Annotated in this window: 25 protein-coding genes and 1 riboswitch; of the genes, 11 read left to right on the top strand and 14 right to left on the bottom strand. The window is 64.6% G+C overall.

Translation table 11 applies throughout. From position 1 onward, the window contains the following. Positions 1-137: 137 nt before the first annotated feature. From D2N39_RS07605 to D2N39_RS07585, 5 genes are all read right to left on the bottom strand, one after another. The gene (locus tag D2N39_RS07605; protein ID WP_119134177.1) at positions 138-1,124 is read right to left on the bottom strand and encodes an exonuclease/endonuclease/phosphatase family protein; all 987 of its coding nucleotides are present in this window, start codon (positions 1,122-1,124) and stop codon (positions 138-140) included. After that, the gene (locus tag D2N39_RS07600; protein ID WP_119134176.1) at positions 1,121-2,206 is read right to left on the bottom strand and encodes a sn-glycerol-3-phosphate import ATP-binding protein UgpC; all 1,086 of its coding nucleotides are present in this window, start codon (positions 2,204-2,206) and stop codon (positions 1,121-1,123) included. The genes D2N39_RS07605 and D2N39_RS07600 overlap by 4 nt, the downstream gene beginning before the upstream one ends. Further along, positions 2,206-3,048, bottom strand: coding sequence for an ABC transporter permease subunit (locus D2N39_RS07595; RefSeq protein ID WP_108129671.1), 843 nt, complete (start codon positions 3,046-3,048; stop codon positions 2,206-2,208). The genes D2N39_RS07600 and D2N39_RS07595 overlap by 1 nt, the downstream gene beginning before the upstream one ends. A 4-nt stretch (positions 3,049-3,052) precedes the next feature. After that, on the bottom strand, positions 3,053-4,015 hold the full coding sequence (locus D2N39_RS07590) for a carbohydrate ABC transporter permease (protein ID WP_119134175.1): 963 nt from the start codon (positions 4,013-4,015) through the stop codon (positions 3,053-3,055). A 74-nt stretch (positions 4,016-4,089) separates the two neighbouring features. Beyond that, entirely contained in the window at positions 4,090-5,388 is a 1,299-nt protein-coding gene (locus tag D2N39_RS07585; RefSeq protein WP_119134174.1) for an extracellular solute-binding protein, read from the bottom strand. A gap of 151 nt (positions 5,389-5,539) precedes the next feature. On the opposite strand from D2N39_RS07585, the gene D2N39_RS07580 reads away from it, so the two are divergent. Then, complete coding sequence (locus D2N39_RS07580; RefSeq protein WP_119134173.1) at positions 5,540-6,292, top strand: endonuclease/exonuclease/phosphatase family protein; 753 nt, start codon at positions 5,540-5,542, stop codon at positions 6,290-6,292. Here D2N39_RS07580 and D2N39_RS07575 read toward each other — a convergent pair. Continuing rightward, complete coding sequence (locus D2N39_RS07575; RefSeq protein WP_158589791.1) at positions 6,237-7,769, bottom strand: phospholipase D-like domain-containing protein; 1,533 nt, start codon at positions 7,767-7,769, stop codon at positions 6,237-6,239. The genes D2N39_RS07580 and D2N39_RS07575 overlap by 56 nt on opposite strands. 226 nt (positions 7,770-7,995) lie before the next feature. On the opposite strand from D2N39_RS07575, the gene D2N39_RS22840 reads away from it, so the two are divergent. The 3 genes from D2N39_RS22840 to D2N39_RS07560 all read left to right on the top strand — a co-directional run bounded on the left by D2N39_RS22840 (position 7,996) and on the right by D2N39_RS07560 (position 11,721). Further along, complete coding sequence (locus tag D2N39_RS22840) at positions 7,996-8,460, top strand: oxidoreductase (RefSeq protein WP_233557081.1); 465 nt, start codon at positions 7,996-7,998, stop codon at positions 8,458-8,460. Further along, a complete protein-coding gene (locus tag D2N39_RS07565; protein ID WP_119134170.1) occupies positions 8,424-11,039 on the top strand; it encodes a hybrid sensor histidine kinase/response regulator in 2,616 nt (871 codons plus the stop codon). Before D2N39_RS22840 ends, D2N39_RS07565 begins: the two co-directional genes overlap by 37 nt. A 61-nt stretch (positions 11,040-11,100) precedes the next feature. Beyond that, complete coding sequence (locus D2N39_RS07560) at positions 11,101-11,721, top strand: response regulator (RefSeq protein ID WP_119134169.1); 621 nt, start codon at positions 11,101-11,103, stop codon at positions 11,719-11,721. On the opposite strand, the gene modC is transcribed toward D2N39_RS07560, so the two are convergent. Genes modC through D2N39_RS07540 form a run of 4 tightly spaced genes read right to left on the bottom strand, consistent with a single transcriptional unit; the run spans position 11,690 to position 14,719 of the window. Beyond that, positions 11,690-12,823: a molybdenum ABC transporter ATP-binding protein gene (gene modC, locus D2N39_RS07555; protein ID WP_119134168.1), complete on the bottom strand. Its 1,134-nt coding sequence runs from the start codon at positions 12,821-12,823 to the stop codon at positions 11,690-11,692. The two genes, D2N39_RS07560 and modC, sit on opposite strands and share 32 nt — an antisense overlap. Continuing rightward, on the bottom strand, positions 12,820-13,518 hold the full coding sequence (gene modB, locus D2N39_RS07550; protein WP_119134167.1) for a molybdate ABC transporter permease subunit: 699 nt from the start codon (positions 13,516-13,518) through the stop codon (positions 12,820-12,822). The genes modC and modB overlap by 4 nt, the downstream gene beginning before the upstream one ends. Before the next feature lie 19 nt (positions 13,519-13,537). Beyond that, positions 13,538-14,293 (bottom strand): molybdate ABC transporter substrate-binding protein, encoded by a 756-nt coding sequence (gene modA, locus D2N39_RS07545; protein ID WP_119134166.1) that lies wholly within the window; start codon positions 14,291-14,293, stop codon positions 13,538-13,540. Positions 14,294-14,353: 60 nt separating this feature from the next. Then, positions 14,354-14,719 (bottom strand): winged helix-turn-helix domain-containing protein, encoded by a 366-nt coding sequence (locus D2N39_RS07540; protein ID WP_325048510.1) that lies wholly within the window; start codon positions 14,717-14,719, stop codon positions 14,354-14,356. 104 nt (positions 14,720-14,823) lie between these two features. Then, positions 14,824-15,038, top strand: a riboswitch (cobalamin riboswitch). Positions 15,039-15,071: 33 nt separating this feature from the next. Between D2N39_RS07540 and D2N39_RS07535 the strand changes: the two genes are divergently transcribed. The 4 genes from D2N39_RS07535 to D2N39_RS07520 are packed head-to-tail and all read left to right on the top strand — an operon-like array spanning position 15,072 to position 18,201. After that, the gene (locus tag D2N39_RS07535; protein WP_119134164.1) at positions 15,072-15,440 is read left to right on the top strand and encodes a DUF1636 family protein; all 369 of its coding nucleotides are present in this window, start codon (positions 15,072-15,074) and stop codon (positions 15,438-15,440) included. Next, positions 15,437-16,213: an ABC transporter ATP-binding protein gene (locus D2N39_RS07530; RefSeq protein ID WP_119134163.1), complete on the top strand. Its 777-nt coding sequence runs from the start codon at positions 15,437-15,439 to the stop codon at positions 16,211-16,213. The genes D2N39_RS07535 and D2N39_RS07530 overlap by 4 nt, the downstream gene beginning before the upstream one ends. A gap of 18 nt (positions 16,214-16,231) precedes the next feature. Continuing rightward, positions 16,232-17,164: an ABC transporter substrate-binding protein gene (locus D2N39_RS07525; protein ID WP_119134162.1), complete on the top strand. Its 933-nt coding sequence runs from the start codon at positions 16,232-16,234 to the stop codon at positions 17,162-17,164. Positions 17,165-17,166: 2 nt separating this feature from the next. Next, positions 17,167-18,201: a FecCD family ABC transporter permease gene (locus tag D2N39_RS07520; RefSeq protein ID WP_119134161.1), complete on the top strand. Its 1,035-nt coding sequence runs from the start codon at positions 17,167-17,169 to the stop codon at positions 18,199-18,201. Here D2N39_RS07520 and D2N39_RS07515 read toward each other — a convergent pair. Then, on the bottom strand, positions 18,198-18,965 hold the full coding sequence (locus tag D2N39_RS07515) for an ABC transporter permease (protein ID WP_119134160.1): 768 nt from the start codon (positions 18,963-18,965) through the stop codon (positions 18,198-18,200). The genes D2N39_RS07520 and D2N39_RS07515 overlap by 4 nt on opposite strands. 122 nt (positions 18,966-19,087) lie before the next feature. On the opposite strand from D2N39_RS07515, the gene D2N39_RS07510 reads away from it, so the two are divergent. Together D2N39_RS07510 and D2N39_RS07505 are read left to right on the top strand one after the other, a co-directional pair. Further along, on the top strand, positions 19,088-21,130 hold the full coding sequence (locus D2N39_RS07510; protein WP_233557080.1) for a 4Fe-4S binding protein: 2,043 nt from the start codon (positions 19,088-19,090) through the stop codon (positions 21,128-21,130). 13 nt (positions 21,131-21,143) lie between these two features. After that, positions 21,144-22,013 carry an FAD:protein FMN transferase gene (locus D2N39_RS07505; RefSeq protein ID WP_119134158.1) on the top strand — a complete coding sequence of 290 codons (870 nt, stop codon included), beginning with the start codon at positions 21,144-21,146 and terminating at the stop codon, positions 22,011-22,013. Between the two features lie 27 nt (positions 22,014-22,040). Here D2N39_RS07505 and D2N39_RS07500 read toward each other — a convergent pair whose 3' ends face one another. Continuing rightward, positions 22,041-22,817, bottom strand: coding sequence for an enoyl-CoA hydratase-related protein (locus D2N39_RS07500; RefSeq protein ID WP_119134157.1), 777 nt, complete (start codon positions 22,815-22,817; stop codon positions 22,041-22,043). 7 nt (positions 22,818-22,824) lie between these two features. Then, positions 22,825-23,847, bottom strand: a complete 1,023-nt coding sequence (locus tag D2N39_RS07495) for a zinc-binding dehydrogenase (RefSeq protein WP_119134156.1) — start codon at positions 23,845-23,847, stop codon at positions 22,825-22,827. 165 nt (positions 23,848-24,012) lie between these two features. Here D2N39_RS07495 and D2N39_RS07490 point away from each other — a divergent pair, with 165 nt between their 5' ends. Next, the gene (locus D2N39_RS07490; RefSeq protein ID WP_119134155.1) at positions 24,013-25,179 is read left to right on the top strand and encodes an acyl-CoA dehydrogenase family protein; all 1,167 of its coding nucleotides are present in this window, start codon (positions 24,013-24,015) and stop codon (positions 25,177-25,179) included. A gap of 18 nt (positions 25,180-25,197) precedes the next feature. On the opposite strand, the gene D2N39_RS07485 is transcribed toward D2N39_RS07490, so the two are convergent. Beyond that, the gene (locus D2N39_RS07485) at positions 25,198-25,707 is read right to left on the bottom strand and encodes a MarR family winged helix-turn-helix transcriptional regulator (RefSeq protein WP_119134154.1); all 510 of its coding nucleotides are present in this window, start codon (positions 25,705-25,707) and stop codon (positions 25,198-25,200) included. Between the last annotated feature and the right edge of the window lie 137 nt (positions 25,708-25,844).

Genomic DNA, 25,844 nt, shown 5'->3' with positions numbered 1-25,844 from the left:
CGACTATGGTACCCAACGTAACGGACAGCCCGGCAAGCAAGCGTAGATCTGGCCCGGTGTAGATTCGGCGTTACATCAGATCACATCCGTTTCGAACATCCGATACGCCTCACAAAGCGCGCACTGCCCTTCCGCGTTCAGGCGAGGCCCTTGATCTGCAAGACGATCAGGTCATGGTCGGACAGGGGTTTGCCTTCGCCGTCCAGCGATGTCTCGATCCGCATGGCGCCCGCATGCAGCCCGCGGGTCAGAAACCAGTCCAGCTTCATGGCACGGTCGGGCCAGCGGGTGATCAGGCTGGGGCGCGTGGTCACCGCCTCCTCCGGCCCGCCATGAATGGTATAGCCACGGCCTTCGGCATTAGCGAACAGGGTCTCTTGGCGCCAGCTTCCGCCCGGAAAGTTACCCGTGTTCAGGTCGCCACCGATCACAACGGGAAGCCCCGGAAACCGGCTGTCCAGCAGATCGAGGATTGCCGTCATCTGGGTTGCGCGACCAGCAGGTTGCGCCACGCTTTCCAGATGGGTGGAAACCGCAACCAGCGGGCCGGTAACGGTTTCGATGATCGCACCGATTGCCATGCGCTCTCCCATGCGGGGCTGATCGCCACCGTTCAGGAACCAGTGTCCGTTGCCCGGCAAGCGCAGCATGAACGGCTGCAACAGGACACTGCGCGCCATCAGCGCGTTGCCGTGCAATCCCAGTTCGTTGAAACTGTCGCTGCAAAAGGCGCGCTCGGTATCTGAACCCAGCCCCAGTTCGATGAACTCCACCCCATAGGCGTAGGACATGCCAAGCCGGGCGGCGATCTCGGCCGTGGGGTGGCGCTGCCCGGTTCGGGCCATGCCCTTGTCCATCTCGGACAGCAGGACAAGGCTTGCGCCGGAGGAAGCAAGTTTGATGGCACTCGCCTCGGGAAACAGGCAGCGCTCCAGATTCCACGCAGCCACCGTCAGCGGCAAAGACAGGGGATTGCCACCGGAGCCGCCGGTTTCGATCTGCGTCATGGTTGCCAGCCCTGACATATATGCGTCATGCGCCGACAGATCGCAGGGCAAGGCTGCGATTGCCGCGCGGTCCTTCTGTGACAGAGGCGCCAGTTCGGCAACGGCCGCGGTGATCATGCCAGCACCCGCGAGGCGAAGACGCCGCTTTCGGGCTGCGGCAGGCGTCTGCCGCTGCGGGTATCGAACAGATGCAGCGCGCCGGGCCGGATGCTCAGATGAAACGCATCATGCAGGGCTGCATCCGGTGTCAGAGCCAAAGTCAGCGGCTGTCCCTCGACATGACCATGCACCAGCCGTTGCGCGCCCAGCTCCTCGACGAAATCGACCCGGAAGGGCAGACCATGGCCCGTAACCTGCAAATCTTCGGCCCGTATACCCGCCGTCACCGGCCCCTGCGCGGCCTGCATGGACCCCAGCGGCACTTCGGTCGCCCCGATATGCAGGCTGCTGCCCCGGATTTCGGCGTCGATCAGGTTCATCGCGGGCGAACCGATGAAGCTCGCCACGAAGGTGGATGCGGGGTTGTGATAGATGTCCAGCGGGGCACCGACCTGCTCGATCCGGCCCGCGTTCAGCACGACCAGCCGGTCGGCAAGGGTCATCGCCTCAAGCTGATCATGGGTCACATAAAGCGAGGTGGTTCCCAGACGCTTTTGCAGCCGCCGGATTTCGCCGCGCATCGAGACGCGCAGCTTGGCGTCCAGGTTCGACAGCGGCTCGTCGAACAGGAAGGCGGCGGGCTGGCGCACCACGGCACGGCCCATCGCCACCCGCTGCCGCTGCCCACCCGACAGGGCGCGCGGCTTACGGTCGAGATAGGGGCCAAGCTCCAGCATGCGGGCGGCCTCGGCGACACGGCTCTCGATTTCCGTCGCAGGGGTGCGGCGGTTCTTCAACCCGTAGGCCATGTTTTCGCGCACCGTCATGTGCGGATAAAGCGCGTAGTTCTGGAACACCATGGCGATGTCGCGGTCGGCCGGGTCCACCCTGTTGACCAGCCTGTCACCGATGTGCACCTCGCCCCCGGTAATATCCTCCAGCCCGGCCACCATGCGCAGCAGCGTCGATTTCCCGCAGCCGGACGGGCCGACCAGCACGATGAACTCGCCATCGCGGATCGACAGGTTGATGTCGGACACCGAAGGCGCCGAAGCGCCGGGATAAGTCTTGGACACGTTGCTGATGTCGATGGAGGCCATCACTTGTCACTTTCCGTCAGGCCCTTGATGAACCAGCGCTGGAACACCACCACCACCAGAACGGGTGGGGCGAGGGCCAGAATGGCAAGGGCGAAGGCTTCGTTGTAATCAGGGATCTGGCTGCCGACCCAGACTTGCAGGATCTGCTTGATGCCGCGCATCAGCGTGAAGAACCGCTCTTCCGTAGTCATCAGCATCGGCCAGAGATACTGGTTCCAGCCATAGACGAACATGATGATGAAAATGGCCGCCATCATCGTGCGCGACAGCGGGATCAGCACGTCGATCAGAAACTTGAAAGGCCCGGCGCCGTCGATCCGCGCCGCCTCCAGCAATTCGTCGGGCACGGATTTGAAGAACTGCCGGAAATAGAAGGTGCCGGTAGCAGAGGCCAAAAGCGGCACGATCAGCCCGGTATAGCTGTTCAGCAGGCCCAGATCGGACATCACCTGATAGGAGGGCATGATCCGCACTTCCAGCGGCAGCAGCAGGGTGGTGAAGATGATCCAGAACAGGAAGCTGGCGAAGCGGAACCGGAAATAGACCAGCGCATAGGCCGCCGCCATCGACAGCACGATCTTGCCGACCGCGAAGCCGATGCCAAGGATCAGCGAGTTCATCATCATGCGTGTTCCGGTCACCTGCCCGGTAAAGCCGCCCTGCCGGGTCAGGACGGTCGCATAGGTCTCGGCCCCGTGGCCGCCGGGGGTCAGGAACAGGCCGTGGCTGTGGATCTCGACCGCCGTATGGGTCGAGGTCATCACCGCCACGGCGACCGGCAACACCATGAACAGCGTGCCGAGGATCAGGACGAAATGGTCGAAGGGGCGAACGCGGTTCATGGGATCATCCGTAATGCACGCGGCGTTCCAGCCAGCGGAACTGCACCAGAGTCAGCACCAGCACGACCACCATCAGGATCACCGACTGCGCGGCCGAACCGCCGATGTCATTGCCGCGGAACCCGTCGTTATAGACCTTGTAGACAAGGGTGATCGGGTTGTTGGCGGGCTTGTCCTTCACCATCACGTCGATCACGGCGAAGGTGTCGAACAGCGCATAGGTGATGTTGATGATCAGCAGGAAGAAGGCGGTCGGCGCCAGCAGCGGCAGGATAGCGGTGCGGAACCGGGTGAAGCCATTCTTGCAATCGATCACCGCCGCCTCGCGCACCGAGGCCGGGATGCCCTGAAGCCCCGACAGGAAAAAGATGAAGTTGTAGGGCACCTGCTTCCAGACCGAGACGAGGATCATGGCAAAGGCGGTATCCCAGTAGTTGATGCCGACCTGCATGGTCCAGCCGAACTTTGCAGCCAGCGTCACGAAAGGGCCGATATGCTGGTCGAACAGCATCATCCCCATCAGCCCGGCGACCGGCGGCGCCACCGCATAAACGGAAATCAGCGCGGTGCGGTAGGTGGACCGGCCCCGGATCACCTTGTCGGCCTTGACAGCGAACAACAGGCCCAGCCCCAGCGACAGCGCTGTGACAAGGGCGGTGAACAGTGCGGTGAAGCCTGCGATACGGCGATATTCGGCGGACCCCAGCGCATCGCGGTAATTGTCCAGCCCGACAAAGCTGGCGCCAAAGCCGAAGGGGTCCTCCAGATAGAAGGACGAGGTGATGGCCTGAACCGAAGGCCAGTAGAAGAACACGAAGATCACCGCCAGTTGCGGCATAAGGAACAGCCAAGGCAGCAGCGGCCGGTCGAATTGCACGCGCTTTGCAGCTTCGGCCGGACGGCTGGTCCGCTGCCACCAGCGCCGCAGCGTGGCGGCCGCTCCGGGCGGTTGAGTTACGTCGGTCATCGGCGCTTTCGCAAAATCATCAATGGGAAAGCCGGGCCCATCACGATGGACCCGGCAAAGTGGCTCAACAGGTGTCAGCCCGAGGTCTTGGCGAAGCGGGCCAGCAGCTCGTTGCCTTCAGTCTCAATTGCCTTGAACGCGTCCTCGACAGTGGTTTCACCCGAGAACAGCTTGTTGAACTCGCGTTCCTCGATCACGCGGATCTGCGGATAGAAGCCCAGACGATAGCCTTTCGACCATTCGCCCTGCGGCAGCATCAGCTGCTTGATGCCCACTTCAGCCTGCGGATGCTGGTCATACCAGCCGTCGGCCTTCGACTTCTCGTAGGCGGCGGTGGTGATGGCGACATAGCCGGTGGCCTGATGGTAGAAGGCCTGAATCTCGGTCGAGGTCAGGAAGCTGAAGAAATCAGCGGTGCACTTGTTCTCAGCCTCGGGCTTGCCCGAGAAGGCGAACAGGGCGGCCCCCCCGATGAAGGAGGATTTGTTGCCGTCGGCGACGGTTTCGTCATAGGGCATGAAATCGGCCGAGAAGGGCATGGTGGCGGTTTTCGACAGCCCGCCGAACGACCCGGACGAGCCGATCCAGAACGCGACCTTGCCTTCCTCGAACGGCTTCTGGTTGTCCGACCAGCCCGCGCCGTAGAAGCCCAGCCAGCCCTTGTCGTGCCAGTCTTTCACGCGGGCCCAGAAGGCGATCATTTCCGGCGCGGTGGCGCGCAGCTCGGTGCCGTCAAAGCTGTCATAGCCGTTGGTATTGGTCGCCATCTGGACATTGTTGCGCGAGAAGAAGTTCTCGAAGAACATCCAGGTCAGCTGGCTGGCGGTCAGCGGGATATAGCCCGCCTCTTTCAGCTTCGGCGCAACTTCCTCGAACTCGGCCCAGGTTTTCGGCGCGGTCACACCGGCCTTCGCCAGCGCCTCGTCGTTCACATACATGATCGGCGCGGAGGAATTGAACGGCATGCCAATGAACTTGCCGGAGGCATCGGCATAGAACCAGCGCACGCCCGGAATGAAGGCGTCGCGGTCGAAGCTGTGGCCGTTCTGGGTCAGGATGTCCTCGGCCGCGATGGTCGCGCCCTTGGCATTGATGATCGTCGCGGCACCCGCGTCAAAGATCTGGATGACGTTCGGCTGCTCGCCCGAGCGGAAGGCCGCGATACCCGAGGCCAGCGCCTCTTCATAGGTGCCCTTGGAGACGGGGGTGATCGCGCAGCTTTGCTGGGCCGCGTTGAATTTCTCGGCGATCTGGTTGATCACCTGCTCGTTCGCGCCGCCCATGCCGTGCCACCAGGTGATCGGGGTCGCATCGGCCAGTGCCGCCTGTGCGGCAAGGCTAAGCGCCGCCGCCATCGCAAAAGTCGTTTTCATCGGGTGTCCCCTGTCTTTTCGGTTCCACCGCGTCCTACGGTCTTTATGTAATGGGAAATTGACGGGCATATTTTGGAATTGTGACAGCCCCATGCCGCCACATCAAAGACTTGCCCTTGTGTCCGGGCCACGGGCGGGGCAAGCATTTGCGATGCACCCCCCTGTCCTGACCATTGCAACCTACAATGTGCAAAAGGGAATCGGCACCGATTTCCGGCGCGACCCGCATCGCACGGCGCGGGTGATCGCCACACTGGGGGCGGATCTTGTGGCCCTGCAAGAGGCGGATCGCCGTTTCGGCCGGCGGCGCGGTGTGCTGGATACCGCCGCACTGGCAGCCGAAACCGGGTTGCTGCCGGTGGAGGTTCCACATCGGCTGGGTGCGGCGGCGCATGGATGGCACGGCAATATCCTGCTGGTGCGGGCCGCGCGGATCGAAGGCGTGAAAGTTCTGCATCTGCCCGGCCCCGACCCGCGCGGAGCGTTGATTGCAGATCTGGACATGCAGGGGCTGGGGCCTGTGCGAGTGATCGCGGCGCATCTGTCGCTGCTGGCCTCGGCCCGGCAGAAGCAGGCCGCCTTGCTGGCCGATCTCGCCACCGATGCGGGTCGGCCCGTCATCGCTTTGGGTGACATGAATGAATGGCGGCGCTGGCCCAGCCGGTCTCTATCCGCACTGGACGACCGGCTGGGTCCGCCCGGCATGGCCGCGAGCTTCCCCGCGCCCTTCCCCCGGCTTGCCCTCGACCGCATCTATGCCGGCAACGGGCTGGAGCTTCTGGGGGCAGAGGTGCATGACACGCCGCTGGCCCGCCGCAGTTCCGATCATCTTCCGGTTGTCGCGCGGGTCAGAGCAGCCACTCGATCGGCAGACGCCCCGCCAGACGCAGCAACAGGCGGCTGAGCGCACTGGTCCCCGGATCGCGGTCATGTTCGACCGTGCCACCCCCGGGCAGATCCTCACGCCAGATCAGCCGCCGTCCGCGCGGCGTTTCCCGCAGGTCCAGCCGATAGACGCTTTGCCGCATCTCGGCCTCCAGCAGGCGGGTGAACTCGGCCGCCAGATCCGGGGCGTCGATGATCAGCCCGATCTCCGTATTCAGATACATGGACCGCTGGTCGAGATTGAACGATCCGACGAACAGGCGCTTTTCATCCACCACGAAGGTCTTGGCATGCAGACTGTTGTGGCTGGGTGTTCCGCGCATCCGGTCCCGCAGGCGGCGGCGGGTCTGTTCCACCCCCTCCCCTCCTTTCAACTCGGATATCCGCACCCCGGCCATCAGCAGACGGCGGCGATAACGGGCATAGCCGCAATGCACCAAGGTCACATCCGTCGATTGCTGGCCATTGGTCAGGATACGCACCCGCACCCCGCGCCGCGCCAGTGCCTGAAGCCTGCGAAGCCCCGCACCCCCCGGCACGAAATAGGCGGAAACGATGTCGAGACTGGTTTCCGGCTGGATCAGAAGTTCGCTGATCCGGTGGATCGCCAACCGCCGCAACCCGGCACGGCCCAGCACCTTTTCAGGATCGTCGCTGACCACCTCTACCTCTGCCACGGCCGGATCAAGCGTTCCGGCCAGCAGGTCATCCACTGGTGTCCGGCCTCCGGCCGGCAGATCGTTTCGCGGCGGTTCCGGCATGGCGGGCCGGGCTGTCAACAGATGTCGCACGGGAATCGCGGCCCCGGCCGTCCAGTAGCGCTCGAAATCCCGAATCACCATCTGGCCAACCGGGCCCACTCCAAACACGTCAAAGTCGATGAAATGGTATTGCCCGCTGCCCGCGAAATATTCGTCGGCGATATTGCGGCCGCCAAGGATGCAGCACTGCCCGTCAGCAACCAGCGCCTTGTTGTGCATGCGCCGGTTCAGTCGGCCGAAATCCAGTGCGAGGTTCACATTGCGCCAGCGCCGCAGCAGGGCCGGGTTGAACAGTCGCACCGCGACACCCGGCTGCGCGGCAAGCCGCACCAATGCGGCATCCAGACCCTGCGCCCCGAAATCGTCAATCAGCAGGCGGATGCGCACACCGCGCTCTGCCGCCGCCTGCAACGCGTGCAAAAGCCTGTGCCCCGCATCATCGGACGCCCAGTGATAATATTGCAGGTCAAGACTGCGCCGTGCCGCCCGGATAAGCGCCAGCCGAGCCGCGAACGCCTCGACCCCGTCATGCAGAAGGGTGAAGCCGGACCTGTCCTGTGGCAGTGCCAGAGCCGCAACCTGCGCCACCAGTGGCGAGACGACCTCCGCGACGGGCGGATCGCTCTCTTGCCCCATGCCGGTCAGCCGCGCAAAGGAGAACCGCAGCCAGAGGGCGGTCAGGATCAGGGCAAGCGCGCCCCCTCCCCCGATGCTGGCCAGAACCAGACCCATCATGCTGCCTTTCCTTGCGGCACGCGCGCCAACCCTGCCGCCCGCAAATTTCACCGGCATCATGGCGGGAAACCGCAGCGCCTGTCGAGCCTCCGATGCAGCGGGTATAACCTTAAGTATGGGTTGGGCTTTTGGGGCTGACGAGCCTTCCGGCCGGTTGATATACTTCTTCTGATTTGACTGTCGGATTGGACTTATGAACCGGATGCACTTGCTTTCGCGGAACCTGATGCTGGGAGCTGGCCTTTCGGCCTGGGCATTTGCGGCCCTGGCGGAAGAACCGGCCAACATCCTTCTGACTGTAACCGCTGCCGACGGGTCGCAGCATGAGTTCGACCGCGCCGCGCTGGATGCGCTGCCGCAGATCAGTTTCACCACAACGACGATCTGGACAGAAGGGGCCACCACTTTCGCCGGGCCCGCACTCCGCACCGTGCTGGAAAAAAGCGGCATCCACGGCGGCGAAGTGTATCTGCTGGCACTGAATGACTACGCCATTGATGTGGACTGGTCCAAGATTGACGATCAGGCCCCGATCATCGCCACCCGGATCAATGGCGCCACTTTCGGTGTGCGCGAGAACGGCCCGCTCTGGGTCATCTATCCCTTCGACAGCAACATCCGCTTTCAGGATGAGATGATCTATGCGTCAAGCGTATGGCAGTTGATTGCGATCAACGCCGTGGCACCGTGACAGAAGACAGCTCTCCGCCTGAAGGCAAGGCGCCGCGCTGGTTGCTCGGGGTTGTTTTGCTGCCGCTGGTGCTGCTGGGTCTGGGGCTGCTGTCGGTCAATGCCTACCAGATCAGCCTGCGGCTGGACGATGCCCGTGTTTCGCAATCGGATAATACAAGCTGGCTTTTCGCACAGCTTGAGGTCGAGGAACTGAAAGCGCGCGTGGCGCTGAACCGGGCGATCCGCTTTCCCGACGACCCGGCGAGCGTTCCGAATTTGCGGCAGGCTTTCGACATCTACCTCAGCCGCCTGAAAGTCATCGACGGCTATCTGCGACAATCCGAGGCGCTGGCCCCGATGCGGCAGGATGACAAATGGCGCAAGATCGTGCGCGACAGCGCCGATCTGACGCGCCAGATCGACGTGCCGGATCCCTTGCTGCGCGCCTCGCTGACGCGGATCGAGCCGATGGCCGACCGGCTGGCGCAATCCATGCGCCCCTTCGTGGTCGAGGCGCTGTCACAGATCGTGACCGCCAATACCCAGCGCCGCTCGGAACTGGGCGCATTGATGATCCGCAGCGCCGTTCTGGCGATGGTGCTGATCGTGATTCTTCTGGGCGTGAGCGCGATAATGATGCTGCTGTCGCAGCAACTTTACAATCAGCGCCGCGCCGAATGGAGGACACGCTCGACGCTGGAAAAGACGCTGGCCGCCTCGCTGGACGGGGTGATCGTGGCCCGGCCCGACGGAAATGTGCTGCGCGCCAATCCGGCGGCGGAATCGCTGTTCGGCCTGCCCCGCCACCAGATTGTCGGCACCGATCTGAAAAGCCTGTTGCCGATGGCGCGCAGTATCCGCGACGATGGCGGCGAGGATGCAGAGTTGCCAGATCCGGTGGGGCAGATGCTGCGCGGCGAACTGCCACCGGGGCGGATCGCGCTGGAAACCCGGCGCCCGGACGGCACCCCCGTCATGCTGGAACTGTCGGTTGCACAGGACAGGGAAAGCGATGGCGCGCCGGTGCTGTTCGCTTTTCTGCGCGACATCTCGGATCTGGTGCGCGCCGAACGGGACCTGCGCGGCGCACATGATGCGGCGGTGGATGCGGCAGAGGCAAAATCGCGTTTCCTTGCTGTGATGAGCCACGAGATGCGCACGCCGCTGAACGGTGTGATTGCGGCGCTTGATCTGCTGCACCAGACCACCAGCCTGACACCAGTGCAGGGCCGATACCTTGGCATCGCGGAATCGGGCGCGCAATCGGCTCTGGACCAGATCAACAATGTTCTGGAACTGACCCGCCTTGATGCCGAGGCCCTGCGATCAGAGGAAATGACCTTCGATCTGAATTCGGTGATCGAAGATCTTGCCGAACAGATGGGCCCGCTGGCCCTGCGGTCAGGCAACCGGATCGAGTTGGACCTGCCCCCCGAGGCACTGGCACAGGTTCTGGGCCCGCGCCGCATCTTCGTGCAGACCCTGCGCAACCTTCTGGGCAATGCCACCAAGTTCACCCGGGACGGCACGATCCGCATTGTCCTGCGGGTTCAGGTTACCGACACTGCGCGCCTGCTGCGCGTCGAGGTGCATGACACCGGCATAGGCATCGCCGCCGACAAGCTGGGCCGCATCTTCGATCTGTTCGAAACGCTGGATGGCGGCTATGACCGGCGGGTCGAGGGCACGGGGCTTGGCCTTGGCATCGCGCGCCGCTCGGTCGAGTTGATGCAGGGCGAGATCGGCGTCACCAGCCGCGAGGGGACGGGCAGCACCTTCTGGTTCACCGCCCGCATGAAGGCACCCCGCCGCACGGTCATCACACCCGCCGCAGCCGCAGGGCCCGACGCGACGGACCTGCCGGCTCTGCATGTTCTGCTGGTCGAGGATCACCCGACCAATCGCGCAGTGGCCCGCGCCATGCTGGAGCATCTGGGGCAGCGCGTGACCGAGGCCGACAGCGGCGAAGCCGCGTTGCAGGCGGTCCGCGAGGACGAGTTCGATCTTGTGCTGACCGATGTAAGCATGCCCGGCATGGATGGTCTCAGCATGGTCAAACAGATGCGGGCGAAAGGGGTGACGTCGCGTATCGTCGCCGTCACGGCCCATGCCCTGCCGGAGGATCTGCGCCGTATCCGCAGCGCGGGGCTGACCGATATTCTGGTCAAGCCGATCACCATCGCCCGCCTGACCGAGATCCTGCGCGCCGGGCCGGGCCGCGACGACACGGGAACGGGGTCACGGTCGTTCGATCCCCGGATCGCAATGGAATTGCGCAGCCTGCTGACACCCGAAGCCTGCCGGGCCGCGCTTGCCCAGCTTGATGCCGAAGCTGAACAACTGTTCTCGGCACTGGAAACCCCTCCTGCCAGCCGCACACCTCTGGCCGAGGCGGCGCACCGTTTCAGCGGGGCTTGCGCCCTGCTGGGCGCACAACGCATCTGCACCCATTTGACCGAGGCCGAAGCCGCCATCCGTGCCGACGCCCGCCTCGGGGTGCATCTTGCCCGCCTGACGACAGAATGGTCACGGCTGAGGCCGCAACTTGTTAGCGCCTTGCTTGCGGAAACCGATCAGAAGACAGATAATCCATCTTGAATGGCGCCATCCGGCTACCGCGCGGGAAGCGTCGGGTGACCAGTAATCAGGAGGGCCTGTCTTGGCCGGGACGCTGGGCGCGAGCCTGCTTATTGCCGATGATCACCAATTGATCCGGGATCTGGTGGCAACCCATCTGCGGGCACAGGGATTTGACGAGATCAAGACAGTCGAGAGTTTTGAGACCGCGCGCGCGGCCATCGCAAGCCACGGCAGTTTCTCGCTGGTCCTGCTGGATCTGTCGATGCCCGGCATTCACGGCATGGAATCCGTCGCCACCATGATTGCCGAGAATGCGGGCGGGCGTCTGGCGATCTTTTCAGGCCAGGCCCAGCCGGAAACGGTGGCTACCGCTTTGGCGCGCGGGGCCAGCGGTTTCATCCCCAAAAGCACGCCGGCACATGAACTGGCCGAGGCGATCCGCCGTATTTTGCAAGGCGAGATCTATCTGCCGGAAGGCTTTGATCCGGTCACACCACGGCCATGGCAGCCGGAGCTTACCCCCCGCGAGCGAGAGACGCTGGGCTATCTGCGCGACGGGCTGATGAACAAGGAAATCGCGCTGCGCATGGGACTGAGCGAGGTGACGGTCAAGATGCACGTCAAGTCGATCTGCGCCAAGCTGAATGCCCGCAACCGCACCCATGCGGTCATCCTTGCCTCGGCCATGATGCTGGACTAGGCGGCATCGCCTCCGGGGGGCCGTGACCCACGTTTTCCTGCGCGACGGAAACCGCCTTCAGAACGGCATGGACCTTCTGGCCGGCATGCAGGCCCAGCGCCCCAGCCGAACGACGGGTGATCCGGGCCAGCAGCACCTCGCCCCCCGCCTCCAACTGCACCAGCGCACCGGGGCCGTCTCCCAGCCGGATGTCGCGCACCGTTGCAGAAAGGATGTTCAACGCCGAAACCCCTTCGGGCCTTGCCGTGGCCAGCATGACATCCTGCGCGAGGATACGCAGGCGAAAACTGTCACCGATCTTGCCACGCACTCTTGGCAGCCAAAGCGTGCCCGCGGGGCTTTCCAGCCGGCTCAGCCCGTCTTCGTCCTGTGCGGCCAGCCGTGCGGTCAGGATGGCCCCGGCCTCGCGCAAACCCAGAACCGGCGCGGCCCCCGGATCGGCCAGCAATTCGGCCGTCGGGCCTGCGGCGGCCACGCGACCCGCCTCGATCAGCACCAGCGTTGTAGCCAGTCGCGCGACCTCGGGCATGGAATGGCTGACATAGAGGATGGGCAGATGCAACTCATCCCGCAGCAGCTCCAGATAGGGCAGGATTTCGGCCTTGCGCGCCTCGTCCAGCGCGGCAAGCGGTTCGTCCATCAGCAGAAGGCGCGGTTCCGACAGGATGGCACGGCCCAGTGCCACACGGCTTTTCTCGCCCCCCGACAACGCAGCGGGACGGCGGGACAGCAGAGGGCCAATCCCCAGCATATCGACCACGCGGGCGAAACTGTCCGGCCCCCGGTGGCGCGCGAACCAGCGACCATACAGCAGGTTCTGCCGCACGGTCAGATGCGGGAACAGCCGGGCGTCCTGAAACACATAGCCCACCCTGCGCCGATGTGGCGGCAGGAAGGTGCGGGTTTCGGTATCCAGCAAGACCTCACCCCCGGCGACGATACGGCCCCGGTCAGGGCGCAAGAGGCCCGCAACAGCATTCACCACCGTCGTCTTGCCGGAGCCGGAGCGGCCGAACAGCACCGTCACACCCGGCGGTGCCTCGAACGCCACATCCAGCGCAAAATCGCCAAAGCGATGGGACAGGTTCACCGACAGCGTCATCTCCCTGCAATCCTGCGCGCGACGGCCCGGCTGATCCATTCCGACAACATCAGCGCGGCCATGGCGATGCCCACCGCCACCAGCACCAGACGCGCGGCCTGTCTCTCTCCACCCGGCACTTGCAGAAAGGCATAGATGGCGGAAGGCAGTGTCTGCGTCTGGCCGGGGATGTTTGACACGAAGGTGATGGTGGCGCCGAATTCGCCCATCGCCTTGGCGAAGGCGAGGATCGTGCCCGCCAGCACGCCGGGCAGGATCAGCGGCAGCGTCACGGTCAGGAACACCCAAGGGCGCGAGGCGCCCAGCGTGCCCGCTGCCTGTTCCAGCCTTGGGTCCACCGCCTCCACCGCCAGCCGGATGGCCCGCACCATCAGCGGGAAAGCCATCACGGCGGCCGCCAGCGCCGCGCCGGTCCAGCGGAAGGCCAGCACGATGCCGAACCACTGGTCGAGGATCTGGCCCACCCCGCCCTTGCGCCCGAAGGTCAGCAACAGCAGATAGCCGGTCACGACCGGCGGCAGGATCAGCGGCAGATGGACGATGCCGTTCAGCAGTTGCTTGCCGCGAAACTCCCACCGCGCCAGCGCATAGGCGGTCAGGATGCCGAAGGGCAGGCTGGCCGCCACCGCCCAAAGCGAGACGCGCAGCGACAGCGCCACGGCGCGCCATTCGTCGGGGGAAAGCCAGTCTGTCATGCGCCCTGCGGTCAGGCCCTTACTTCAGGATGGTGAAGCCCTGCGCGGTGAAGGCGGCCCGCGCCGCCTCGCCCGAAAGTGCTTCGTAAAAGGCTTTGTCCGCCGCATCTGCCGCCCCGGTCAAGAGGGCAGCGGGATAGACGATGGCCGGATAGCTGTCGGCGGGGAAGGTGCCGACCACGGTCACATTGTCATCGGCGGCGGCATCGGTGGCATAAACGATGCCATAGGGCGCCTCGCCGGTGGACACCAGTGCCAGTGCCGCGCGCACGTTGTCGGATTGCGCGACGGCGGGTTCCACCTTGTCCCACTGACCCAGCGCCGTCAGCGCCGCCTTGCCATATTGACCGGCAGGCACGGAATCGACCATGGCCATCGCCAGTTTCCCGTCGCCCAGCAGCGCGGACAGATCAAAGCCCGCCCCGATCTCGACCGGCGCCGCATCCTTGCCATGTGCGATCAGCACCAGCGTATTACCCAGCAGATCCTCGCGCATGCCCGCCACGACCAGCCCGGCCTTCTGCACCTCGTCCATCCAGTTCGGGGCGGCAGATACGAAGATGTCGGCGGGTGCCCCTGCGACAATCTGCTGGGCAAGCTTGCCCGAACCCGCATAGCTGATCACCACCTGATTGCCGGTTTCCGCCTGCCATTGCGCAGCCAGGTCATCCAGCGCGTTCTTCATCGACGCGGCAGCGAAGACCACGACCTCCTCGGCGGCGACCGGGCTGGCAGCGAGGGCGAAAGCAAGCGTAAGGGCAAGACGGCGGGACATGGGAGACTCCGATATGTTTATGAAAACATATCTGGCAGGCACCTCCCGGTCACGCAAGCGTTATTTTTCTTCAGACATATCCACCTTGATCACAGGGGCAAGCAAGGCCTCCAGCGCGGTCACCTCTGCCGCCCCCGCCTGTTCGGCGGCCTCCAATACCGCAAGGTAGCGGCGCAGCACCTCTTGCCCGGTCTCTGTCACCTGCGCCCCGCCGCCGCCAGCCCCGCCCCGCGCACTGCTGACCAGCGGTTCACGGAAAGCCGCGTTCATTTCCTCCACCAGCGACCAGGCCCGCTTGTAGCTCATCTGCATCTGCCGCCCGGCTGCGGCGATGGAGCCCGTTTCGCCAATGCGCTGCAACAACTCGGCCTTGCCGGGGCCAAGCATGGCGGTGTCGAACAGGATGCGCAGCTTCAGCTTGGTCATCGGCGGGCCTTTCCGGGTGTCTCGTCCGATCATCGCCCCCGGCGCGCCGACAGGCAAGGGTGCGCCGCTTGTCGAGCCCGGGCTTGACGGCGGCGCCGAGTCATGCGCTTCTGGCCACCGATGGTTCCCGGCAAATGCGACGCCGGGTGAAAAGGGAACACGGTGCGGTGTAGCCATCAGGCGCCAATTCCGTGACTGCCCCCGCAACTGTAAGCGGCGAGCGACCCCCGATGCCACTGGACCCCGAACAACGGGGCCGGGAAGGCGGGGCAAGCTGCGACCCGCGAGTCAGGAGACCTGCCATCGAGAACCGTAACAACCACCGGGCGGGGTGCCCCGGGAAGGAGATCGTATGGACAGATCCCCGCGCAGGCTTTCGGCCGCGCTTTCCACCGAAACCGGCGCGCGCCCCGCGCCGCATCAGATGCTTGTCTGCCAGTCCTGCCCACATGTCGGGCGCGAGTGCAGGCCCGGCCTGAACCTGTTGATCCAGCTGCGCGGCGCGATTGCGCTGGCGGGCGTGGGCGAGGAGTTCGAGCTTTCGGGAACACTGTGTGTCGAGGGTTGCCAGAGGCCCTGCACACTGGCCTGGCGCGTCGCGGCAGGCGAGACCTGGCTGTTCGGCGATGTCGAGGACGGTCAGGACATCGACGCGCTGGTCGAGGGCACGGCACCCGCGCCTGCCGCGATCATCCGCACCGCAAAGGGGCCGATCCAATGACCCCGGCGCTGGAGTTCCGCTCGGTCTGCTGGGGCCCGAAGGATCGGCCCGACATCCTGACCGACATCAGCTTTTCCGTTCCGCAGGGGCAGATCATGGCGATCTGCGGCGCGAACGGGGCAGGCAAGACCTCGCTTCTGCGGCTGATCTATCGCCACCAGCCGCCCCGGCGCGGCGCGGTATCGGTTACGGGCCGCGACCTGTGGCTGATGTCGGCGCCCGAGGCCGCGCGCATCGTGGCTGCCGTGGTGCAGGAACAACCCACCGATTTCGCGCTGAGCGTGCGGCAGATCGTGGCTTTGGGCCGCCTGCCACATCGCAAGGGCTGGGGCAGCGGGCTCGCCCTGCCCGGTGAGGCCGATTGCGCCATCATCGAGGCCGCCATGGCCCGGCTGGATCTGACCGCCTTCGCAGACCGCAGTTTCGGCACCCTGTCCGGGGGCGAAAGGCAGCGGGCCATGGTTGCCCGTGCCCTTGCGCAAGAGCCGCGCATTCTGGTGCTGGACGAGCCGACCAACCATCTGGACATCCGCCACCAGCTTGATCTGTTGCGGCTGCTGCGCGATCTCGGCCTGACGGTGGTGACCACGCTGCACGACCTGCCGCTGGCGGCGGAATTTGCCGAACGCATGCTGATCCTGCATGGCGGCCGGATGCTGGCGGATGGTCCGCCCGATCAGGTGCTGCACGAGGATCTGCTGCACACCGCTTTTCAGGTGCGGGGCCGGATCGACCACAGCGGCACCGGCCCGCGCCTGTCCTTTCACCTCTGACCCGATCAGGAGTTTCCGATGATCCGTCTCGCCTTTGCGGCGCTGCTGCTGTCTGTCAGCGCGGCGGCTGCCTTCCCTGTCACCGTCAAAAGCTGCGACCGTGACGTGACCTTCGATGCCGCACCCGCGCGCGCAATTTCCAACGATGTGAACCTGACCGAAATGATGCTGGTGCTTGGCCTGCGCGACCGCATGGTCGGCTATACCGGCATTTCCGGCTGGAAGACGCTGGACCCCGAAATGCGCGAGGGCATCGCCGAACTGCCGGAGCTTTCGGCCAAATACCCCAGCAAGGAAGTTCTGGCCGCGGCGGAGGCCGATTTCTTCTTCGCGGGCTGGAATTATGGCATGAAGGTCGGCGGCGAGGTTACGCCCGAAACGCTGGAACCTTTCGGGATCAAGACCTACGAACTGACCGAAAGCTGCATCCATATCGGGCCGAAAGCGCGCAGCACGATGCAGGACATGTATCAGGACATGCTGAACCTTGGCCGCATCTTCGGCGTCGAGGATCGGGCAGAGGCGCTTGTCGCAAGCTACAAGGCGCGGCTGGCCGAGGCCACGAAAGGCGTGGACCGTGACAATCCTCTGCGGGTATTCGTCTACGACTCGGGCGAAGAGGCGCCGTTTACCGCCGGCAGATACGCCATGCCGACCGCGCTGATCGAGGAGGCGGGCGGCGTCAACATCATGGATGATCTGGACAAAAGCTGGGCCGAAGTGGCGTGGGAGCCGGTGGTGGCGCGCAATCCGCAGGTCGTGGTGATCGTGAACTACGGCGATGTGACAGCTGAACAGAAGATCGCCTTCATGAAGGGCAATCCGGCCTTCGCGGGTATCGATGCGGTGAAGAACGACCGCTTCGTCGTGCTGGAATATGTCGAAGCGACGCCGGGGCCGCGCAATATCCGCGCGGTCGAAAAGCTGGTCGCCGGGTTCGCGGGCCAGTGACGATGCGCCTCGCCCAGCGTCGCGCCCTGCCGCGCCGGGCGGGCCTTGCCCTTGCCGTGCTGCTGGGGCTGGCGCTTTCGGTCAGCCTTGCGGTTTCGGTCGGATCGGTCGCCATCGCGCCCGGCACCGTCTGGGGTGTGCTGCTGGACCGGCTGCTGCCCGGTCTGGTGACGCCCGACTGGGGCGTGGGTCAGGCGAATATCGTCTGGCAGATCCGGCTGCCGCGTGTGCTGCTGGCGGCGCTGGTCGGCGGCGGGCTGGGTCTGGTGGGCGCGGCGCTTCAGGCCGTCACCCGCAACCCGCTCGCCGATCCGCATCTGCTGGGCATTTCCTCGGGCGCCGCATTCGGCGCGATTGCGGCTCTGTTACACACCGGGATGTTTCTTGGCCTGCTGACCGTGCCGTTGATGGCCTTCGGCGGGGCGCTGGTGGCCACGGCGCTGGTGCTGGGCGTCGTGGCGCTGACCGGCGCGGGGGCGGCGGACCGGCTGGTGCTGGCCGGGGTCGCCGTCAGCTTCATCATCATGGCCGGGGCCAATATCCTGATCTTCCTCGGTGATCCGCGCGCCACGCATACCGTGGTGTTCTGGATGCTGGGCGGGCTGGGCCTTGCGCAATGGTCGCATCTTCTCTGGCCGCTGGCGGTATTGCTGCCGGTGGGCCTGTGGCTCTGGTCGCGGGCGCCGGTGCTGAATGCCATGAGCCTTGGCGACGAAACCGCCGTGAGCCTTGGGGTCGAGGTCACGCGATTCCGGCTGGCGGTCTTTGTCGCCGCCGCGCTGATCACCGGGGTGATGGTGGCCTTCTCCGGGCTTATCGGCTTTGTCGGGCTGATGATGCCGCATCTGGTGCGGATGCTTGTCGGGGGCGACAATGCCTGCGTGCTGCCCGGATCGGCACTGGCAGGCGCGGTGTTCCTGATCGGGGCTGACGCTGCGGCGCGGGTGGTGCTGGCGCCCGAAGATCTGCCCATTGGCGTCGTGACCGGCCTGTGCGGCGGGCTGTTCTTCATCTGGCTGATGGCGCGACGGCGCTAACCACGCCGCCAGCGCGCCGCGCGGCGTTCGGCGGGCTGGATCAGCGCAAGGTCGATCACCAGCATCACCGCAACGAAAGCCAGCGCATAGGCCAGAACGCCCGCAATCTCGAAAAGCTGGAATTTCAGGTGGATCTGAAAGCCGACCCCGCTGGATCGGCCCAGAAACTCCACCACCAGCACGATCTTCCAGATGATCGCCAGTCCCGCCCGCGCGCTGGCCACCAGAAAGGGCGCAAGCTGCGGCAGCAGCACATGCCGCGCCCATGTCAGGCGCGACAGGCGAAAGACGCGGGCCATGTCGTTCAGCTCGGGTGACAGCGTGCGCGCGCCTTCCCGCATGGTCACCAGCACCATGGCGGTCTTGTTGATGGTAACGGCGGCAATGGCGGCCACCTCGTTCAGCCCGATCCACAGATAGCACAGCACAATGACGACCAGCGCGGGCAGGTTGAGAAAGATCAGCACCCAGGGGTCAAGCCAGCGGTTCAGCCGGGGCATCCGGCCCAGTGCCACACCCAGCACCGTGCCCAGCGCCATCGACAGGACGAAAGCAAGTGCCACCCGCACCAGCGTCGCCGTCATGTGATGCCACAGCCGCCCCGATCTGGCCTCCTCCCACAGGACCACTGCCACTTCGGGGGGGGCTGGCAGGATGCGCGGCTCGCCCCGCAACAGCGACAGCCCCCACCAGAAGGCCACAAAGCCGGTGAGCGACAGCAGGAAGATCAGCCGGTCGGCCGGGGTGCGGGCGGAAGGCTCCATTCCCCGACCATAGCGCCGCCCCCGGCCGCCCGCGCTGCGACCTTCGTCCAATTTTCGGGCAGGTGCGCGCGTGCCTAGTCTGGCGCATGCGCATCCTGCATCTTGTCCTTTGCTGGGTTCTGATGACCGGCGCCGCCCTTGCCGCGCCGCTGGACCGCGACCAGATCGCGGCTTTTGTCGTGCCGCCTTACGCACTGGGCGAGCCGGTGAATGACAAGGGGGTCTGGAGCCTTCTGAACTCTGGTGGGGCCGAGGCGGGCTATGTGTTTGAAACCGCGATCATGGCGCCGCTGCCCGGCTTTTCCGGCGGGCCGATCAACATGCTGGTCATGCTGGATCTGGACGGGCGCTTCATCGACGTACGGCTGATCGCGCATAATGAGCCGATCTTCGTCTCCGGTCTGGGCGAGGCGCCGTTCCGCAAGTTTCTGGAACAATATCGCGGCCATTCGATCAATACCCCAATGGTGGTGGGCGTGCCCTATGGCGACGCCGGGGCGGGCAGCGGGCTGGTCTATCTGGACGGGGTGCTGAAGGCCACGGCCTCGGTCCGCATCGCGCACGAATCGATCCTCGCGGCCACGCTGGAGGTCGCGCGGGAAAAGATGCAGGGCATCAAGTCCGTGCCCCCCGCCACCCCCGACCCCGTACATGACGAGGCGCTGGACTGGCAGGCACTGGTGGATCAGGGCATCGCGCGGCACTTGCGGGTGACGAATGCCGAACTGGACGCGGCCTTCGCTGGAACGATCTGGGCAGATGACGACCCGGAAGCGCAGGCCGATCCGCAGGGAATGTTCCTTGACCTCTGGCTGGTGGACATCGGGCCGCCCAGCATTGCGCGGGCCGTGCTGGCGCCGGATGCGCTGGCCGATCTGAACCGTTTCCTCAGCCTTTCCCCGACCGAAGAGCCGTTGTTGCTGATCGACAGCGGGCGGCACGGGCTGGTCAGCGCGGATTTCGTGCGCAACACCGCGCCCGATTTGCTGGGCGCCGAACAGGACGGGCTGCCGGTGGCGCTACGCGATGCCGACATGATCTTCGACACCCTGCCCGGCGTGCCCGAAGGCACCGCGATGATCCTGCGCAGCGACCGGCGGCTGGGCTTCGATCCGGCGCGCGACTGGACGTTGCAGGTGAAGGCGGTGCGCGAACACGGCATGTTCCAGCCCGAGATCGGATCGACCACCTTCACCCTTGCTGCGGGGACGCCCGAACGGTTCTTCCTGCGCGCCAAACCTGTCGAGGCACTGCCGCAATGGCTTGAGGCCGCGCGCAACCGGGCACCTGATCTGATCGCGCTGACGCTGCTGCTGCCGGTTCTGCTGCTGGCGCTGGGGCCGGGGATGAACCGGCTGGCGGGGCATCGCCATTTTACCGCGATCCGGCTGGCGGTTCTGGCCGGAATGGCCGGTTTCGTGGGGTTCTGGGGACAGGGGCAACTGTCCGTCGTCACGCCGCTGGCGGCGCTGCGCACCGCCATCGACGGCGGCAGTTTTGCCTATCTGCTATATGATCCCTTCTCGTTGGTAGTCTGGGCCGCGGCGGTGCTGGGGTTCGTGCTCTGGGGGCGCGGGCTGTTCTGTGGCTGGCTTTGCCCCTTCGGCGCCTTGCAGGAATTCGCCCATCACCTTGGCCGCCTGCTGCGCCTGCCGAGGGTGGAGCTTTCGGCGCTGTGGGATGGCCGGTTGAAGCGGGTGAAATATGTTCTGCTGGCGGGGCTGGTGCTGACCGTCTTCATCGCGCCCGACCGGGTGGATACCGTGGCCGAGGTGGAGCCGTTCAAGACCGCCATCACCACGCATTTCATGCGGGAATGGATCTTTGTCGCCTATGCAGGGTTCTGGCTGGTTCTGGGCCTGTTCACCTTCAAGGGCTTCTGCCGCTATGTCTGCCCGCTAGGGGCGCTGATGGCGATTGGCGGGCTGCTGCGCGGGCGCGACTGGATCGCGCGGCGCAAAGAATGCGGCTCACCCTGCCAGTTGTGCAAGGTGCGCTGCAATTACGGGGCAATCGCGGCGGATGGGAAGATTGGCTATTCCGAATGTTTCCAGTGCCTTGATTGTGTGACGATCCATAATGACGCGAAACAATGCGTGCCTTTGGTGCTGGCCGCGCGCGGTCGCGCGATGCGGGAACGGGCGACGCCGGTGGCCGCGAAATGATGGGGGCATTGCGATGATCGGCCGACGGCGTTTCCTTCAGATCGCGGCAGCTACGGCGATTCTGCCGGGCCGGGCAAGGGCCGAGGCGCGCTGGCAGGGGCAGGCTCTGGGGGCTGACTGTGACGTGCTGCTGGCCGGACCGGGCGCCGAGGCCGCGCTGGCGGGCATTCCTGCCTTGATGGAGCGGGTGGAGGCCGCCTTCAGCCTCTATCGCGATTCGGAACTGACCCGACTGAACAGCACAGGCCAGCTTGCGCCCTCCGCCATCTTTGCCGGAATGCTGGCGTTGAGCGACCGGCTGCACCGGCTGACCGGCGGCGCCTTTGACCCCAGTGTGCAGCCGTTGTGGCAGGCTTTACGGGACGGTCGCGATCCGGGCACGGTGCGCGGGGCAGTCGGCTGGCAGCGGATTGCGCGGCGCGACGGTGGCGTGCAGCTCGCGCCCGGTCAGGCGCTGACCTTCAACGGCGTTGCGCAAGGCTATGCCAGCGATCTGGTCCGCGATTATCTGGCGCGGCGCGGGTTTGAAAGGGCGCTGGTCAACATGGGCGAGTATGCGGCCTTGGGCGGGCCATTCCGGCTGGGCATTGCCGATCCGATGGCGGGCGAACTTGCCGAATGGCATCTGCGCGGCACCGCATTGGCGCTCAGTGCGCCGGGTGCCACGCTGATCGGCGGCGCGCCACATATCCAGCATCCGCAAGGGCTTGCGCCACTTTGGTCCAGTGTCGCGGTCGAGGCTGACAGCGCCGCCTTGGCCGATGGCCTGTCCACCGCTCTGGTATTTCTTGACCAGACGGCGGTGAATGCCTTGCGGAAACGGCTGCCCGGAGTGCACAGGGTGGCCTTTGTCGATGCCCAAGGTGGGTTGACCAGCCTGTAGGCGCCACCTGCCACAGATGTCTGCGGCTTAGCGATGGCGGAACCGAGGTGCACGTTTTTCGGAAAACGCGGTCATGCCCTCGCGGCGGTCCTCTAGGGCGAAGGTCGCGTAAAGCAGCCGCCTTTCGACATAAAGCCCCTCTTGCAGATGGGTTTCATAGGCTTTCAGCACCGCCTCTTTGGCCAGTTGAAGCACCGGGCGCGACCGTGACGCGACCTGCGCGGCGATCTCGGTCGCCACGACAAGTTGCTGACCTGCCGGCACCACCCGGCTGACCAATCCCATGGCCAGCGCCTCCGTCGCATCCAGCGCCCGCCCGGTCAGGATCATGTCCATCGCCACTGCCTTGCCGACGATCCGGGTCAGCCGCTGGGTGCCACCCGCGCCGGGAATGACACCAATCGCGGTTTCCGGCAGCGCGAAACGCGCGGTTTCCGAGGCAATGAGGATGTCGCACATCAGCGCGATTTCGCAACCGCCACCGATGGCATGGCCCGAGACTGCCGCGATGGTGGGCTTGCGCACCCGCATCAGCCCCTCCCATGTCGCGGTAATCAGCTGTTCCTCATAAACCTCGGCAAAGGTCTTGTCCTTCAACTCCTTGATGTCGGCACCCGCGGCAAAGGCGCGTTCCGACCCTGTGATCACGATGGCGCCGATCTCAGGGTCGGCATCCAGCGCCAGCGCCGCCTCCGACAACTCGGCGGTCAGTTGTCGGTTCAGCGCATTCAGCGCCTCGGGGCGGTTCAGTGTGATGATGCCGACAGCGCCTTCGGTGGTGACAAGAATAGTCTTGAAGCTCATTGCAACCTCAGGCGATGCGGATGAGAAGTTTGCCCATACGGGCGGGATCATCGAGACGATCATAAGCGGCGGGCACCTCGGCCAGAGGAAAGGCACGATCAATCAGAGGAGTAAAGCCCCCCGCCTCCCACGCGCGGATCAGGCGGCGAAATTCGTCCATCGACCCCATGGTGGAGCCATGGATCGACAGTTGCCGCACGAACAGCCGCTGGATGTCGGCCGAAGGATGCGCCCCGGTCGTCGCGCCGCAGGTCACCAGATGGCCTCCGCGCGCGAGGCTTCGCAGCGAGGCACCCCAAGTCTGCTCGCCAACATTGTCGATGACCAGATCGGCCCCCTCGCCGTAAGTCAGCCGCAACACGGCCTTCGGCACATCCTCGGCGCGGTAATCGATGACCTCGACCCCGAGCGCGCGGAAATGTCCGATCTTCGTCGCGCCCGACGTGGTGACGATTACCCGAGCGCCAGCCATGCGCGCCAGTTGCATCGCGGCATAAGCGACGCCACCGCCCACGCCCTGCACCAGAACCACCGATCCGGGTCCGGCAGGCGATTTGCCAAAGACCATGCGCCAAGCCGTCAGATAGGCCACCCCCAACACCGCCGCCTGATCCATGTCCGCATCCGGTGCCAACCGGATCAGGCTGCGCGCGGGCAGGACAACTTCTTCTGCGAAAGTGCCATGGCGATGTTCACCAAGGATGCGGGCCGAATGGCACAATGGCTGGTCCCCGGCCAGACAGGAACGGCATCTGCCACAGAATTCATAGGGATACAGGATCACCCGGTCCCCCGGCACGAGACCGGGGCAGCCCGGCGCCTCGATCACCTCGCCGACACCATCGACCCCCATGATCAGCGGCAGATCATGGGTGATGCCGGCACCGCTGTCACGCATATACAGATCGACGCGGTTGACAGAGGCGGCGATCATGCGCAGGCGAACCCACCCCGGCTGACATTCCGGGCACGGCATATCGCACAGGCTGACGCCCGCCCGGCCGCGTTCATGTAGAACGATAGCTTTCATGATGAACCCTCCGCGCAAACAATAGTAAATATATTGTCATAAGATAGCAAGCGCACGTTCTGAATTTCTTTATATATCTAGAATATTCTGATAAATCACGACAGTTGTGTTGCAACGCCTCCCGCATTATGAGTAAATATATTGTCATAAATTTGGGAGGATCTGATGGCGCTGGATTCCGATACACTGGCACAGCTTTGCGCAACCCTGCGCCGTTTCGTCGATGAACAGTTGATCCCGGCCGAGGCCGAAGTCGCGGAAACCGATGCGATCCCCGCGCGGATCGTGGCACAGATGCGCGAGCTTGGCCTCTTCGGCCTGACAGCCCCGGAAGAATTCGGCGGATTGGGCCTGACGATGGAAGAGGAGGTGCTGGCGATCTTCGAGCTTGGCCGCGCCGCTCCTGCCTTCCGGTCGATGTTTGCCACCAATGTCGGCATCGGCATGCAGGGTATCGCCATCGACGGCACGGCCGAACAGAAGGCGAAATATCTGCCGGATCTTGCCAGCGGCGCCCTGATCGGCTCTTTCGCACTGACCGAGCCCGATGTGGGGTCCGACGCTGGATCGGTGCGCACAACGGCACGGCGCGAGGGCGATTACTACATCCTGAATGGCACCAAGAGGTTCATCACCAATGCGCCACATGCGGGTCTGTTCACAGTCATGGCCCGCACCGACCCCGAAAAGAAGGGCGCCGCAGGTGTTTCGGCCTTCGCGGTCGAACGCGATACGCCCGGCCTGTCACTTGGCAAGCCGGAAAAGAAGCTGGGCCAGCAAGGCGCCCATGTCTGCGACGTGATCTTCGACAATTGCCGGGTGCCGATAGGGCAACTTATCGGCGGGATCGAAGGTCAGGGCTTCAAGACTGCGATGAAGGTGCTGGACAAAGGGCGGCTTCACATCGCAGCGGCCTGCGTCGGCCTTTCGGAAAGGATCATCGACGACATGGTTGGTTACGCCGTGCAGCGTCGCCAGTTCGGCAAGCCGCTGGCTGATTTTCAACTTTTGCAAGCCATGTTTGCCGACAGCAAGGCCGATGCCTATGCCGCGCGCTGCATGGTACTGGATGCCGCGCGCAAACGCGATTCCGGCCAAGATGTCAGCCTTGAAGCCTCCTGCGCCAAGATGTTTGCGTCGGAGGCCGTGGGGCGCATTGCCGATCGCAACGTGCAGGTGCATGGCGGCAACGGCTACATCAGGGAATACCGCGCCGAGCAGCTGTTCCGCGATGCGCGGCTGTTCCGCATCTATGAGGGAACCACCCAGATCCAGCAGATCATTATCGCCAAGGCGCTGACCACCGAAGCGCGTGAGCGCGCGGGGCTGTAAAACCGGGATGGCGGCGGGTTATTCCGCCGCCCGTCTTTCGACAGGAACCTCCGGGTCCAGTTCCTTGAAATTGCGCAGCATCTTGTCGAGGTAGTGGATCATGTGAATCCGGTCCTCGGTGGAAAAGCCGCGCAGCGCCTCGTCATAGAAATCGGAAATCACAGGACGCATGTTTTCGTCCCAAAGACTGTGCCCTTTTGCCGTCAGCCGAATCAGCCGCGAGCGGTTGTCATTCGCATCCACCGCGCGCTCGATATAATCCATCGCCTCCAGCCGGGTCAGCACGCCGGTCAGGTTTTGTCGGCTGACCAGCAGGAAGGCGGCAAGGTCACCCACTGCCACGCCACCTTCGAAGGCTGGCCGGGTCAGCGCACCCAGAACAGCCCATTGCTGCGTGGTGACGTGGTAGCCGTCCAAAGCCCGTGTGCCGGTTTTGTGCAACATGTTGGCACATTGGTAGAGCCGAAAAAACAGCCGGTTCGCCAGCCGCGGCGCCAATTCCCTGGAATGATCAGTCTTATCGCTCATGCCGCCAGTCTGGCGCCAGTTCGCGCCACGGTCAAGCGATGCCGCAATCGCAAAATAAAGTAAATATATTGACATAATTTCCCCTATACCGCAGGCTGCACGGAGGGAGGCCGTCCAGAGCATTGGATAAGGTGATT

Source organism: Gemmobacter lutimaris (genome assembly GCF_003570715.1).
GTDB classification, from domain to species: domain Bacteria; phylum Pseudomonadota; class Alphaproteobacteria; order Rhodobacterales; family Rhodobacteraceae; genus Gemmobacter; species Gemmobacter lutimaris.
This window is presented reverse-complemented; position numbering and strand designations above follow the sequence as displayed.

What these genes read in the sequence shown, in the direction of transcription:
- D2N39_RS07605 (WP_119134177.1), bottom strand. Translation starts at nt 1,124, where the DNA reads ATGATCACCGCGGCCGTTGCCGAACTGGCGCCTCTGTCACAGAAGGAC.
- D2N39_RS07600 (WP_119134176.1), bottom strand. Translation starts at nt 2,206, where the DNA reads ATGGCCTCCATCGACATCAGCAACGTGTCCAAGACTTATCCCGGCGCT.
- D2N39_RS07595 (WP_108129671.1), bottom strand. Translation starts at nt 3,048, where the DNA reads ATGAACCGCGTTCGCCCCTTCGACCATTTCGTCCTGATCCTCGGCACG.
- D2N39_RS07590 (WP_119134175.1), bottom strand. Translation starts at nt 4,015, where the DNA reads ATGACCGACGTAACTCAACCGCCCGGAGCGGCCGCCACGCTGCGGCGC.
- D2N39_RS07585 (WP_119134174.1), bottom strand. Translation starts at nt 5,388, where the DNA reads ATGAAAACGACTTTTGCGATGGCGGCGGCGCTTAGCCTTGCCGCACAG.
- D2N39_RS07580 (WP_119134173.1), top strand. Translation starts at nt 5,540, where the DNA reads ATGCACCCCCCTGTCCTGACCATTGCAACCTACAATGTGCAAAAGGGA.
- D2N39_RS07575 (WP_158589791.1), bottom strand. Translation starts at nt 7,769, where the DNA reads ATGATGGGTCTGGTTCTGGCCAGCATCGGGGGAGGGGGCGCGCTTGCC.
- D2N39_RS22840 (WP_233557081.1), top strand. Translation starts at nt 7,996, where the DNA reads ATGCTGGGAGCTGGCCTTTCGGCCTGGGCATTTGCGGCCCTGGCGGAA.
- D2N39_RS07565 (WP_119134170.1), top strand. Translation starts at nt 8,424, where the DNA reads ATGGCAGTTGATTGCGATCAACGCCGTGGCACCGTGACAGAAGACAGC.
- modC (WP_119134168.1), bottom strand. Translation starts at nt 12,823, where the DNA reads ATGACGCTGTCGGTGAACCTGTCCCATCGCTTTGGCGATTTTGCGCTG.
- modB (WP_119134167.1), bottom strand. Translation starts at nt 13,518, where the DNA reads ATGACAGACTGGCTTTCCCCCGACGAATGGCGCGCCGTGGCGCTGTCG.
- modA (WP_119134166.1), bottom strand. Translation starts at nt 14,293, where the DNA reads ATGTCCCGCCGTCTTGCCCTTACGCTTGCTTTCGCCCTCGCTGCCAGC.
- D2N39_RS07540 (WP_325048510.1), bottom strand. Translation starts at nt 14,719, where the DNA reads ATGACCAAGCTGAAGCTGCGCATCCTGTTCGACACCGCCATGCTTGGC.
- D2N39_RS07535 (WP_119134164.1), top strand. Translation starts at nt 15,072, where the DNA reads ATGGACAGATCCCCGCGCAGGCTTTCGGCCGCGCTTTCCACCGAAACC.
- D2N39_RS07530 (WP_119134163.1), top strand. Translation starts at nt 15,437, where the DNA reads ATGACCCCGGCGCTGGAGTTCCGCTCGGTCTGCTGGGGCCCGAAGGAT.
- D2N39_RS07525 (WP_119134162.1), top strand. Translation starts at nt 16,232, where the DNA reads ATGATCCGTCTCGCCTTTGCGGCGCTGCTGCTGTCTGTCAGCGCGGCG.
- D2N39_RS07520 (WP_119134161.1), top strand. Translation starts at nt 17,167, where the DNA reads ATGCGCCTCGCCCAGCGTCGCGCCCTGCCGCGCCGGGCGGGCCTTGCC.
- D2N39_RS07515 (WP_119134160.1), bottom strand. Translation starts at nt 18,965, where the DNA reads ATGGAGCCTTCCGCCCGCACCCCGGCCGACCGGCTGATCTTCCTGCTG.
- D2N39_RS07510 (WP_233557080.1), top strand. Translation starts at nt 19,088, where the DNA reads ATGACCGGCGCCGCCCTTGCCGCGCCGCTGGACCGCGACCAGATCGCG.
- D2N39_RS07505 (WP_119134158.1), top strand. Translation starts at nt 21,144, where the DNA reads ATGATCGGCCGACGGCGTTTCCTTCAGATCGCGGCAGCTACGGCGATT.
- D2N39_RS07500 (WP_119134157.1), bottom strand. Translation starts at nt 22,817, where the DNA reads ATGAGCTTCAAGACTATTCTTGTCACCACCGAAGGCGCTGTCGGCATC.
- D2N39_RS07495 (WP_119134156.1), bottom strand. Translation starts at nt 23,847, where the DNA reads ATGAAAGCTATCGTTCTACATGAACGCGGCCGGGCGGGCGTCAGCCTG.
- D2N39_RS07490 (WP_119134155.1), top strand. Translation starts at nt 24,013, where the DNA reads ATGGCGCTGGATTCCGATACACTGGCACAGCTTTGCGCAACCCTGCGC.
- D2N39_RS07485 (WP_119134154.1), bottom strand. Translation starts at nt 25,707, where the DNA reads ATGAGCGATAAGACTGATCATTCCAGGGAATTGGCGCCGCGGCTGGCG.